Below are 11,323 nucleotides of genomic sequence, written 5' to 3'. Positions count from 1 at the left end.
GTCAGCGGCCGTTGAAGACGCCGGGACGCTTCTGCTGGAAGGCGGCGAACGCCTCCGCGGAGTCCTCGGTCGAGGTGATCACGGCCATGTGCGACGAGATCAGGTCGAGCGCCGTGCGCAGGTCGTGCCGGGCGCCCTGGCGGACGGCGCGCTTGATGGTGCGGATCGCGACCGGCGGGCGCTCGGCGAGCCGGGCCGCGTACGCGTACACCGCGTCCATCAGGTCCTCGTCCTCGTGCACCTCGTCGACGAGGCCGATGCGCAGCGCCTCCTCGGCACCGACGAAGTCGCCGGTCCACAGCATGCGCAGCGCGGTGGAGGCGCCGACAGCGCGGGGCAGCAGCCAGCAGCCGCCGTCGCCGGGGACGAGACCGACCTTGATGTAGCCCTCGGAGAAGCGCGCGCCGCGCCCCGCGAAGCGCAGGTCGCACAGGAGCGCCATGTCCATTCCGGCACCCACGGCGGGTCCGGTGACGGCGGCGATCACGGGCTTGTCGACGTCCTCCAGGGCGAGGGCGACGCGATGCACGTTCTGGGTGAGCAGTTCCTTCTCCCCCAGCGGCGGCCGCTCCTCGCCCTTGAAGGCGGAGAGGTCGACGCCGGAGCAGAAGGAGCCACCGGCGCCGGTGAGGACGATGACGCGCACCTCGGGATCGCGCTGGGCCTCGATCAGGGCGTCGGCCCAGGCGTGCACCATGTCGATGGTGAAGGCGTTCTTGCGTTCGGGGCGGTTGAGCAGGATGGTCGCGATCCCGCCGCGGACCGTGTATTCGAGATCGGCCATGGCCGTCCCTCTCTACTTGAGGCGGTCCCGCAGCTCGCGCTTGAGGACCTTGCCGTTGGGGTTGCGGGGCAGCGCCTCGACGACGTGCACGCGGTGGGGCTTCTTGTACGTGGCGATGCGCTCCCGCGTGAAGTCGATGAGCTCCTGCTCGCCGGGGGTCACGGCGCCGCGGCGCACGACGACGACGGCGGTGACGGCCTCGCCCCACTTGTCGTGCGGCACACCGACGACCGCGACCTCGGAGACCGCGGGATGTTCCGCGAGGGCGGACTCGACCTCGGCCGGACAGACGTTCTCGCCGCCGCTGACGATCATGTCCTTGATCCGGTCGGTGAGGAACAGGTAGCCGTCGTCGTCGAGGTAGCCGCCGTCGCCGGTGCACAGCAGGCCGTCGGCGTCGTACAGCGCCGCGGTCTCCTCGGGGCGCTTCCAGTACCCGGGCGTGTTGTGGCGGGAGCGGATACGGATCTCGCCCACGGTGCCCCTCGGGACGGCCTTGCCGGTCGCGGTGTCGGCGATGACGACGTCGACACCTCGCCGCGGCCTGCCCACGGACTTGAGCAGGTGCCGCTTCGGCCCGTCGGCCTCGTGGTCCTCGGGCGGCAGCTGGGTCACCGTGCCGCCGCCCTCGGTCAGCCCGTACTTGCCCATGAAGTGACTAGCGAAGAGATCCATCGAGCGGCGCAGGAGTGCGGGCGTGATGGGGGCGGAGCCGTAGGTGACGAGGGTGAGGCGCGAGAAGTCGCGTCGCTCGATCCCCGGCAGCTCCGTGAGCATGTGGAGCACCGAGGGGACGAGGAAGGCGTGGGTGACACCCTCGCGCTCGACGGCCTCCGCCGCGGCGTCCGGTGCGAACTCGGGGAGCATCAAGCTGTTGGCGCCGGCGGTGAGGGCCACGCGCAGCCAGCCCAGGCCGCCGATGTGGAACATCGGCAGGGCGTTCAGCGCCACCGACCCGGCCTCCCAGAGGTACTCCTCCAGCTCGGTCGCGTCGGCGTGGAAGTTGCCGTGGGTGAGCAGGACGCCCTTGGGCAGGCCGGTGGTGCCGGAGGTGTAGATCTGGAGGAACACCTCGTCCGCGTCGGCGGCGGTGCCGCGGCCAGGGTCGTCGTCGGAGTGGGCGGCGAGCCAGGTCTCGTAGGCGGGTGCCTCCGAGTCGTCCGACGGTCCGATGACGACGAGCCGCAGGCCGGGGAGGGCCGCGCGGACGGCATCGGCCGCGGCCCGGAACTCTGGTTCGACGAGCAGGACGCGCAGCTCGGCGTCGCGGGCGACGGAGGTCAGCTCAGGTGTGGTGAGGCGCCAGTTGAGCGGCACGTTGACCAGTCCCGCCTTGGCGGCGCCGACCAGGATCTCGCCCGCTTCATTGCGGGTGCGGGCGAGGAACCCGATCCGGGACCCGGCGTCGGCGTCGGCGAGGAGGGCCCTCGCGATCCGGCTGCTGCGGGTGTCGAGTTCGGCGTAGGAGACGGTGCTGCCCGCGCACGTGAGCGCGACGGAAGTGCCGCGCTCACGGGCGTGCAGGCGTACGGCATCGGGCAGATGCAGGCCCATAAGAGGGGTCCCTCCATCATCGTGGGCGGAAGACGCGGCGGGTGCCCGGCTCGGCGTGCCGCGGGGCGAATTCCCCGAAGGGAAGGGGCGGCCTACTTGGGCGCCATGCGGATCGCGCCGTCGAGGCGGATCGTCTCGCCGTTGAGCATGGGGTTCTCGATGATGGACGTGGCCAGGTGGGCGTACTCGTCCGGGTTCCCGAGACGCGAGGGGTGCGGCACCTGGGCACCGAGGGCGTCGAGGAACTCCTGCGGCTTCTTGTTGAGGAGCGGGGTGGAGAAGAGGCCCGGGGCGATCGTCATCACGCGGATCCTGGCGGCGGCCAGATCACGGGCGATGGGCAGGGTCATGCCGACGATGCCGCCCTTGGACGCGGAGTAGGCGCACTGGCCGATCTGGCCCTCGAAGGCGGCGGCGGACGCGGTGTTGATGATCACGCCGCGCTCCCCGTCGACCTCCTCGGTCCGCGCCATCTCGGCGGCGGCGAGGCGCAGCACGTTGAACGTGCCGATGAGGTTGACGCCGACGACGAACTCGAAGTCCTCGAGGGCGTACGGCGTTCCGTCGCGCTTGACGGTGCGGCCGCCCCTGCCGAGGCCGGCGCAGTTGACCGTGATGCGCAGCGGGGCCTGCGCGGCGGCGGTGGCCACGGCGCGGGCGGCGTCGTCGGCGCTGCGCACGTCACCGGCGACGAAGTGACATGTTGCGGCGCTGCCGCGGGGGGCACGTTCGCCGAGGTCCTTGGCGACCTGCTCGCCGTCGGAGGTGGGCAGGTCGAGCAGGACGACATGGGCGCCCTGGTCGACCAGGCGCTCGGCGGTGGCGAGGCCGAGACCTGACGCGCCGCCGGTGATGACGGCGGAGACTCCGTTGATCTGCATGGTGTGGGTTCCGTTCCTGGAGGGGTGCGGACGGGACTTGGCCGGTCAGAGGCCGATGGACTTGGCGATGATGGTCTTCATGACCTCGCTGGTACCGCCGTAGATGCGCATGACGCGGGTGTCGGCGTACAGGCGGGCGATCGGGTACTCGAGCATGTAGCCGTAACCGCCGTGCAGCTGGAGGCACTTGTCGATGACGCGGCTCGCGGTCTCGGTGCACAGGAGCTTGGCCATGGCGGCGTAGTCCGCCGACAGCTCGCCCCGCGCGTCGCGCTCCAGCGCCTCGTACGCCATGAGCCGGGCCGCCTCGACCTCGGTGGCGCACTCGGCGAGGACGAACTTGGTGTTCTGGAAGGACGCCACCGACTTGCCGAAGACCGTGCGGTCCTTGGTGTACGCCTTGGCGAACCGCACGGCGGCCTCGGCCGCGGCGGCCGCCTGGACGGCGATGACGAGGCGCTCGCGGGCCAGGTTGCGGCCCAGGCAGAAGAAGCCCTCGCCCTCTTCGCCGAGGAGGTTCCCGACGGGCACCTTGACGTCGGTGAAGGACAGTTCCGCGGTGTCGGAGGCGTGCAGGCCGATCTTGTCGAGGCTGCGGCCGACGGCGAAGCCCTCGCTCTTGGTGTCCACCACGAGGATCGACAGGCCCTTGCGGCGGTCGTCGGTGGGGGCGGGCGAGGTGCGGCAGACCACGAGGACCAGGTCGCACTGGGTGCCGCCGGTGATGAAGGTCTTGGCGCCGTTGAGGACGTAGTGCGTGCCGTCCTCGGACAGGACCGCCCTCGTCCGGATGCCGGCCAGGTCCGAGCCGGTGCCGGGCTCGGTCATCGCGATGGACAGCATGATGTCGCCGGAGGCACAGCCGGGGACCCAACGCCGCTTCTGCTCCTCGGTCCCGAAGTGCAGGAGGTACGGCAGGATGATGTTGGCGTGCGTCATCGCGGTGCCGACGGTGGCACCGGCGCGCGCGACCTCCTCGGCGAACACGGCGCCGAAGTGGTGGCCGGTCTCGGCCCCGCCGCCGTACTCCTCGGGCACCTCTGTGCCGAGGACGCCGAGCTCGCCGAGCTTGCGGTAGAAGTCGCGCGGCACGGCCTTGGCGGCCACCCAGTCCTCCAGGTGCGGAACCGCCTCCTTGGCGAGGAAGTCCCGGACCACCTGCCGGAACGCCTCGTGCTCCTTGTTGTACACCGTGCGCGGCATGACTGCCTCTCTACTGATCGTGGGTTAGCCGATTTTCACTTTTGCGCCCCTTCCCGCCGCTGTCAAGGCTTTCGGAACACCAATGATCACCTAGACAGCGAGGTTAGCTTGGAATAACTTGTTGCTACATCGCGCCTGCTCGCGACCACACCCCCCTCTCCGTCACTCCCTCCCCCAGGAGCAGCCCATGCGTGACGCAGTCATCGTCGACGCCGTGCGTACCCCCGTCGGCAAGCGCGGCGGTTCCCTCTCCGGCATCCACGCCGTCGACCTCTCCGCCCATGTCCTCACCGCCCTCGCCGAACGCAACGGCCTCGACCCCGCCACGGTCGACGACGTCGTCTGGGGCACCGTCTCCCAGGTCGGCGAGCAGGCCGGCGTCGTCGGCAGGTTCGCCGCGCTCGCCGCGGGCTGGCCCGAGTCCGTGCCCGGCGTCTCCGTCTCCCGCGCCTGCGGCTCCTCCCAGCAGTCCGTGCACTTCGCCGCGGGCCTGGTCACCGCCGGTCAGTACGACATCGCCGTGGCCGGTGGCGTGGAGTCGATGAGCCGGGTGCCGATGGGCTCGGCCCGCAGTATTCCGGCGGCCGGCCAGGCGTACGGCCCGCTGGTCCTCAACCGCTACTTCCCGGACGGCGACGGCGAGTTCGACCAGGGGGTCGGCGCCGAACTGATCGCCGAGCAGTACGGCTTCACCCGCGCGCAGCTCGACCAGCACGCCCTGGACTCGCACGAGCGCGCCGCCCGCGCCGTCGACGAGGGCCGCTTCACCGCGCAGATCACACCCGTCACGGTCACCTCCGAGGACGGCACCACGCGCGTCTTCGACACCGACGAGGGCGTCCGGCGCGGCTCGACCCTGGCGAAGCTCGCGGGCCTCAAGACGCCGTTCAAGGCGGACGGCGTGGTCAGCGCGGGCAACTCCTCGCAGATCTCGGACGGCGCCGCCGCGCTCCTGATCACCACGAGCGAGATCGCGCGGCAGAACGGCTGGACCCCGATCGCCCGCGTCCACACGGCGGTGCTCGCCGGCGCCGACCCCGTCACCATGGCCCTCGGCCCGGCGCCGGCCACCGCGAAGGCCCTCAAGCGCTCCGGCCTGTCCATCGGCGACATCGGCGCGTTCGAGATCAACGAGGCGTTCGCCCCGGTCACCCTGGCCTGGCTCAGGGAGACCGGTGCCGACTACTCGCTGATGAACCCGCTCGGGGGCGCCATGGCCATCGGCCACCCGCTCGGCGGCTCCGGCGCCCGCCTGATGACGACACTGGTCCACCACATGCGCGACAACAACATCCGCTTCGGCCTCCAGGCGATGTGCGAGGCGGGCGGCATGGCGAACGCGACGATTCTGGAACTCCTCTGACCTATAAGGGAGTTCAGAGGTTGGAGGAAAGCAATGGTGAAGGGGAGAGGCCGCCTGTGGGCTGCCTCTCCCCTTCACCGTTCCTTCCTCAGCCCTTCGGAGCGAGGGCATCGACCGTGGACGCGTCCAGGCCGACTTCCGTCAGAACGTCCCGCGTGTGCGCGCCGACGACCGGGGCGGGCCGTGGAGTGGCCGCCGGAGTGCCCTGAAATCGAGGGGCGGGCGCCGGCTGGAGCAGGCCGTTGTCGGTGTAGTACGTGCCACGGGCCACGTTGTGCGGATGGGTGGTGGCCTCCGTCAGGCCGTACACCGGCGTGACGCAGGACTGCGTACCGTCGAAGACCTTGGTCCACTCCTCGCGGGTGCGCTCCGCGAAGATGCCGGCGAGCCGGTCCCCCATCGCGGGCCAGGCCTCGCGGTCGTGCTGCTCGGCGAACAGCGGGTCGTCGGCGAGGCCCAGGATCTCCCGGAGCACGGCGTAGAACTGCGGCTCGACGCTGCCGACGGCCATGAACCCGCCGTCGGAGGTGCGGTAGGTGCGGTAGAAGGGGGCGCCCCCGTCGAACAGGTTGACGCCACGCGCGTCCTCCCATCGATCGACCGCCAACAAGCCGTGGACAAGGGCGAGTTGGACTGCCGTGCCGTCGGTCATCGCGGCGTCGACGACCTGGCCCTTGCCGGTTCGGGCCGCGCTGACCAGGGCGGTGGTGATGCCCAGGGCGAGCAGCATGCCGCCGCCACCCATGTCACCGAAGAGGTTCAGCGGGACGGGCGGGTTCTCGTCGGCGGCGCCGAGCGCTCCCAATGCCCCTGCCACGGCGATGTAGTTGATGTCGTGACCGGGAGCCTGGGCCAGCGGGCCGTCCTGGCCCCAGCCGGTCATCCGGCCGTAGACCAGTTCGGGATTACGGGCCAGGCATGCCTCCGGGCCAAGGCCCAGGCGCTCGGCGACGCCGGGGCGGAAGCCCTCGATGAGCGCGTCGGCGCTGTCGACGACGGCGAGGACGGCCTCGACGCCCGCCGGGTCCTTGAGGTCGAGGGCGACCGAGCGGCGGCCCCGGTGCAGGATCGGGTGCTTGGAGGCGGTTCCGGCCTCGGCGGGGCGGTCGACGCGGATGACTTCGGCGCCTTGGTCGGCGAGGAGCATGCCGGCAAAGGGCCCCGGGCCGATGCCGCCGAGCTCGACGACACGGATGCCGGCCAGCGGCCCTGCGGAGGGTGAGGCGGAGGGGATGGAAGTGGCGGCGGTGGGTGCGGTGCTCACGGAAGGGCGGCTCTCTCGGTCGACGGCACAGGGGAACGCGGGCGGAGAAGGTCGGGAACGGCGGGAACGGCGGGAACGGAGAACGGCCGCCCTGCCAGGGGTGGGGCAGGGCGGCCGGAGTGCGCCCGGGCCGGCCCACCGGGGGTGATCGGGCGGCCGGGCACGTCGGGGCCTACAGACCCAGGTCCTTCGCGATGATCGTCTTCATGACCTCGCTCGTGCCGCCATAGATGCGCGACACGCGGGTGTCCGCGTACAGACGGGCGATCGGGTACTCCAGCATGTAGCCATAACCGCCGTGCAGCTGGAGGCACTTGTCGATGACGCGCGCGGCGACCTCGGTGCAGAACAGCTTGATCTTGGCGGCGTCGGCGGGCGACAGCTCGTGCCGGTCGTCGAGTTCGATGCCCTTGTCGACCATGGCCTGGGCGGCCTCGACCTCGGCGGCGCACTCGGCGAGCACGAACTTGGTGTTCTGGAAGGCGGCGACCGGCTTGCCGAAGACCTGACGCTCCAGGACGTACGCCTTGGCGAACTGCATCGCGGCGCTCGCGGTGGCGACACCGCCGACGCCGATGGAGAGGCGCTCGCGGGCGAGGTTGTTGCCGAGGTAGGAGAAGCCCTTGCCGACCTCTCCGAGGACGTTCTCCACCGGCACCTCGACGTCGGTGAAGGACAGCTCGGAGGTGTCGGAGGCGCGCAGGCCTATCTTGTCCAGCTTGCGGCCGTACGCGAAGCCCTCGCTGTCCGTCGGGACGACGAGCAGGGTCAGTCCGAGGCGGCGGTCCTCGGCGGTGGGCGAGGAGGTGCGCGCCACGACGACGCACAGCTCGGAGTTGAGGGCGCCGGTGATGAAGGTCTTCGCGCCGTTGAGGACGTAGTGCGTGCCGTCCTCGGACAGTTCGGCCCGCGTCCGGATGCCCGCGAGGTCGGAGCCGGTGCCGGGCTCGGTCATCGCGATGCACAGGGTGATCGCGCCACTGGCGATGCCCGGCAGCCAGCGCTTCTTCTGCTCGTCGTTCGCGATGTTGAGCAGGTACGGCAGGACGATGCCGGTGGTGACGGTGTAGTGGCCGAAGGAGACGGCGGCTCGCGCGCACTCCTCGGCGATCACCGTCTGGTACTTGTAGCTGGTCTCGCCCGGGCCGTCGTACTCCTCGGGGATGCCGAAGCCCATGACCCCGAGCTCGCCGAGCTTGCGGAACAGCTCGCGCGGAACGCGGTTGTTCTTCTCCCACTCCTCGTAGTGCGGGGACACCTCCTTGGCGATGAAGTCCCGGACGACGGACCGGAACGCCTCGTGGTCCTCGTTGTAGACAGTGCGCTTCATATCTCGTCACTCCTGGGATTCAGCGGGATCCGCCGTCGACGGTCAGGACCTGGGCACTGATGTAGTCGGCCTCTGGCGTGCACAGCAGGTAGATCGCGCCGGCGGCCTCGGCGGGGGTGCCGGGGCGGCCGAAGGGGTTGGTTCGCGAAACCGCGGCGGCGGCCTGCGGGCTGATGCCGACCTTGATCCGGCGGCCCTCGATCTCGACGAAGGCGTCGTCGTCGGCGGTGGCCTCGGTCATGCGGGTCAGGATGAAACCGAAGGCGACGGCGTTGACGTTGACCTTGTAGCGGCCCCACTCCTTGGCCATGGTCTTGGTCAGGCCGATGATTCCGGCCTTGGCGGAGGAGTAGTTGGCCTGGCCGGGGTTGCCGTACTGGCCGGACACCGACGAGACGTTGACGACCTTGCGGTGGTAGTCGGTCGGGTGGGCCTTGATGTACGGCTGGGCGGCGCGCAGGATCCGGAACGGGGCCTTGAGGTGGACGTCGAGGATGGCGTCCCACTGCTCGTCGGTCATCTTCTGGATGACGGTGTCCCAGGTGTATCCGGCGTTGTTGACGATGATGTCCAGGCCGCCGAAGGAGTCCACGGCAGTGTTCACGAAGCGCTCGGCGAAGTCGTCTTCGACCACCGATCCGACGCAGGCCACGGCCTTGCCGCCGGCGCCGACGATGTCCGCGACGGTCTCCTCGGCGGGCTCCTTGTCGAGGTCGTTGATCACGACCGCCGCGCCTTCGGCGGCGAGCTTGAGCGCGACATCGCGCCCGATGCCACGACCGGATCCGGAGACGATGGCGACCTTGCCGTCCAGGGTTCCCATGATGTTCTACGTCCTTGTTGTGTAGGTCAGTCGGTGGTGACGACGGCGGACCCCTGAAGGGTCACCGTGCCGTCGGGAAGGGAGACGGTGAGGTCGAGGTGGGCCAGGCCGTCCTCGACCTTCGTGACGGTTCCCGCGCACACGGGCGTGGTGTTGACCGGCGTGATCGCGGAGAACCGCACCCCGAACGTGCGGATGCGCGCCTGCGGGACCCAGTCGGTGAGCAGCCGGCCCAGATAGGCCATGGAGAGCATGCCGTGCGCGAAGACGTCGGGGATGCCGACGGCCTTGCAGGCATCGGTGTCGATGTGTACGGGGTTGTGGTCGCCCGAGGCGCCCGCGTACAGGGCGAGCGCGGTGCGGGTGATCTTCGGCGCCTGAATGGTGAGGGCGTCGCCCGTGTTCAGGTTCGTCATCACTTGGCCGCCTTCGGGTCGCGCACCACGATGGTGCTGGTGAGCGTGGCGATGGGCTCGCCGTCCCGGGTGACGTGGGTGTCGCGGACGATGAACTCGAGCGCGCCGCCCTTCTTGACGTACACGTCCTTGACCTCGGTGCGGAATGTCAGCGTGTCGCCGGCGTAGGCCTGGGCGTGGAAGGCGAACTCCTGGCCGCCGTGCAGGATCGTGCGGACGTCGACGCCGAGGTCGGTGAGGAACCGGCCGCGGTCGGGGTTGTCCATCTCCAGGCAGAACAGGAAGGTCGGCGGGACGGGCAGGTCGGGGTGACCGGCCGCTGCGGCGGCCTCGACGTCGGTGTAGACCGCCTCGTTCTGGCCGGTGGCCTGCGCGAAGAAGCGCAGTCGGCCGCGCTCCGCGCCGGTGGAGAACGACGGGGCACTGGTGCCGATGACGGCAGGGTCGATGGCCATGGTTCAGGACACCTTCTCGAAGAGCGTGACGACACCGGCGGTGCCGAGGCCGAGATTGTGCTGGAGGCCGAGGGTCACTCCCTCGACCTGACGGGCCCCGGCCGCGCCGCGCAGCTGCCAGGTGATCTCGGCTGTCTGCGCGAGCCCGGTGGCACCCAACGGGTGGCCCTTGGAGAGCAGCCCGCCGGACGGGTTCGTGACGACCCGTCCGCCGTAGGTGTTGTCGCCGTCGAGGATGAAGCGCTCGGCGTCGCCCTCGTCGCACAGGCCCAACCCCTCATAGGCGAGGACCTCGTTGACCGTGAAGCAGTCGTGGAGCTCCACGACCTTGATGTCGCGCGGGTCGACTCCGGCCTTCTCGTAGACCTCGGTGGCGGCGGCCCGCGTCACGTCGGCGCCGACGAGGGACATGGCGCTCTTCTTGCCGAAGAGGTCGGACGCGTCCGACTGGAGGGCCTGCGCGGCGATGGCGACCTTCGGGGTGAGGCCGTTCCTGCGGGCGAACTCCTCGGAGCAGACGATCGCGGCGGCGGCGCCGCAGGTGGGCGGGCAGCACTGGAGACGGGTCAGGGGACCCGCGATCCGGGGGCTGCCGAGGACCTCGTCCAGGGTGATCGGGTCACGGAAGACGGCGTAGGGGTTGTTCGCCGCGTGCCGGCGCGCCTTCACCGAGACCCGGGCGAAGGTCTCCGGCTTCATGCCGTACTTGTCCATGTAGGCGACGCCGGCGGCGGCGAAGTACTGCGGGGTCATCGGGAGATCGGGGTCGACCTCGTAGACGTCGCGCAGGGCCGTGGAGAAGTCGGTCAGCGGGTTCGGCCGGTCGGTCCACTTGGCGCCGAGCGCGCCGGGCGGCATCTGCTCGAAGCCCACGGCGAGCGCGCACTCCACTGCGCCGCTCTCGACGGCCTGGCGGGCCAGCCACAGCGCGGAGGAGCCCGAGGCGCAGTTGTTGTTGACGTTGAGGACCGGGATCCGCGTCATCCCGAACCGGTAGACCACACGCTGGCCGCAGGTGGAGTCGCCGTAGACGTATCCGGCGTACACCTGCTGGATCTTGTCGTACGACAGTCCGGAGTCGGCCAGCACGGCTTCGACCGCTCCCGCGCCCATCTCGTCGTACGCCTTGGCTGCGCCGGGCTTGGCGAAGGGCACCATCCCGACCCCGGCCACGAGCACTCTGCGACCCATGCGATCCTCCAGTCAGTGGGTTATTGCATATTCACTTTCTTGTTTGTCTTGCCAGGTGT

11 protein-coding genes are annotated in these 11,323 nt (G+C 70.3%); 1 reads left to right on the top strand and 10 read right to left on the bottom strand.

What is annotated here, in order from left to right; all coding sequences use genetic code 11:
* Position 1: 1 nt before the first annotated feature.
* The 4 genes from LGI35_RS39770 to LGI35_RS39755 form a co-directional block, all read right to left on the bottom strand.
* Entirely contained in the window at positions 2–784 is a 783-nt protein-coding gene (locus LGI35_RS39770; RefSeq protein WP_227299285.1) for an enoyl-CoA hydratase/isomerase family protein, read from the bottom strand.
* A gap of 12 nt (positions 785–796) precedes the next feature.
* A complete protein-coding gene (locus tag LGI35_RS39765; RefSeq protein WP_227299284.1) occupies positions 797–2,338 on the bottom strand; it encodes an AMP-binding protein in 1,542 nt (513 codons plus the stop codon).
* Between the two features lie 92 nt (positions 2,339–2,430).
* Positions 2,431–3,219 (bottom strand): SDR family NAD(P)-dependent oxidoreductase, encoded by a 789-nt coding sequence (locus LGI35_RS39760; protein WP_227299283.1) that lies wholly within the window; start codon positions 3,217–3,219, stop codon positions 2,431–2,433.
* Positions 3,220–3,264: 45 nt separating this feature from the next.
* Entirely contained in the window at positions 3,265–4,422 is a 1,158-nt protein-coding gene (locus tag LGI35_RS39755) for an acyl-CoA dehydrogenase family protein (RefSeq protein ID WP_227299282.1), read from the bottom strand.
* A gap of 187 nt (positions 4,423–4,609) precedes the next feature.
* Between LGI35_RS39755 and LGI35_RS39750 the strand changes: the two genes are divergently transcribed.
* Positions 4,610–5,785 carry a thiolase family protein gene (locus LGI35_RS39750; RefSeq protein ID WP_227299281.1) on the top strand — a complete coding sequence of 392 codons (1,176 nt, stop codon included), beginning with the start codon at positions 4,610–4,612 and terminating at the stop codon, positions 5,783–5,785.
* Between the two features lie 88 nt (positions 5,786–5,873).
* Here the strand turns inward: LGI35_RS39750 and LGI35_RS39745 are convergent, their stop codons facing one another.
* The 6 genes from LGI35_RS39745 to LGI35_RS39720 all read right to left on the bottom strand — a co-directional run bounded on the left by LGI35_RS39745 (position 5,874) and on the right by LGI35_RS39720 (position 11,264).
* Complete coding sequence (locus LGI35_RS39745; RefSeq protein ID WP_227299280.1) at positions 5,874–7,049, bottom strand: CaiB/BaiF CoA transferase family protein; 1,176 nt, start codon at positions 7,047–7,049, stop codon at positions 5,874–5,876.
* Positions 7,050–7,221: 172 nt separating this feature from the next.
* Positions 7,222–8,379 (bottom strand): acyl-CoA dehydrogenase family protein, encoded by a 1,158-nt coding sequence (locus LGI35_RS39740; RefSeq protein WP_227299279.1) that lies wholly within the window; start codon positions 8,377–8,379, stop codon positions 7,222–7,224.
* A gap of 19 nt (positions 8,380–8,398) precedes the next feature.
* Complete coding sequence (locus tag LGI35_RS39735) at positions 8,399–9,202, bottom strand: SDR family NAD(P)-dependent oxidoreductase (RefSeq protein ID WP_227299278.1); 804 nt, start codon at positions 9,200–9,202, stop codon at positions 8,399–8,401.
* A gap of 26 nt (positions 9,203–9,228) precedes the next feature.
* On the bottom strand, positions 9,229–9,618 hold the full coding sequence (locus LGI35_RS39730) for a MaoC/PaaZ C-terminal domain-containing protein (protein ID WP_227299277.1): 390 nt from the start codon (positions 9,616–9,618) through the stop codon (positions 9,229–9,231).
* Positions 9,618–10,073 carry a MaoC family dehydratase N-terminal domain-containing protein gene (locus LGI35_RS39725; RefSeq protein ID WP_227299276.1) on the bottom strand — a complete coding sequence of 152 codons (456 nt, stop codon included), beginning with the start codon at positions 10,071–10,073 and terminating at the stop codon, positions 9,618–9,620. The genes LGI35_RS39730 and LGI35_RS39725 overlap by 1 nt, the downstream gene beginning before the upstream one ends.
* Positions 10,074–10,076: 3 nt before the next feature.
* Positions 10,077–11,264 (bottom strand): lipid-transfer protein, encoded by a 1,188-nt coding sequence (locus LGI35_RS39720; RefSeq protein WP_227299275.1) that lies wholly within the window; start codon positions 11,262–11,264, stop codon positions 10,077–10,079.
* Positions 11,265–11,323 lie beyond the last annotated feature (59 nt).

Source organism: Streptomyces longhuiensis (assembly GCF_020616555.1).
Taxonomy (GTDB): Bacteria; Actinomycetota; Actinomycetes; order Streptomycetales; family Streptomycetaceae; genus Streptomyces; species Streptomyces longhuiensis.
This window is presented reverse-complemented; position numbering and strand designations above follow the sequence as displayed.

Coding starts and splice junctions, on each gene's coding strand:
- LGI35_RS39740 (WP_227299279.1), bottom strand. CDS start 8,379: ATGAAGCGCACTGTCTACAACGAGGACCACGAGGCGTTCCGGTCCGTC.
- LGI35_RS39735 (WP_227299278.1), bottom strand. CDS start 9,202: ATGGGAACCCTGGACGGCAAGGTCGCCATCGTCTCCGGATCCGGTCGT.
- LGI35_RS39755 (WP_227299282.1), bottom strand. CDS start 4,422: ATGCCGCGCACGGTGTACAACAAGGAGCACGAGGCGTTCCGGCAGGTG.
- LGI35_RS39770 (WP_227299285.1), bottom strand. CDS start 784: ATGGCCGATCTCGAATACACGGTCCGCGGCGGGATCGCGACCATCCTG.
- LGI35_RS39750 (WP_227299281.1), top strand. CDS start 4,610: ATGCGTGACGCAGTCATCGTCGACGCCGTGCGTACCCCCGTCGGCAAG.
- LGI35_RS39730 (WP_227299277.1), bottom strand. CDS start 9,618: ATGACGAACCTGAACACGGGCGACGCCCTCACCATTCAGGCGCCGAAG.
- LGI35_RS39760 (WP_227299283.1), bottom strand. CDS start 3,219: ATGCAGATCAACGGAGTCTCCGCCGTCATCACCGGCGGCGCGTCAGGT.
- LGI35_RS39765 (WP_227299284.1), bottom strand. CDS start 2,338: ATGGGCCTGCATCTGCCCGATGCCGTACGCCTGCACGCCCGTGAGCGC.
- LGI35_RS39725 (WP_227299276.1), bottom strand. CDS start 10,073: ATGGCCATCGACCCTGCCGTCATCGGCACCAGTGCCCCGTCGTTCTCC.
- LGI35_RS39720 (WP_227299275.1), bottom strand. CDS start 11,264: ATGGGTCGCAGAGTGCTCGTGGCCGGGGTCGGGATGGTGCCCTTCGCC.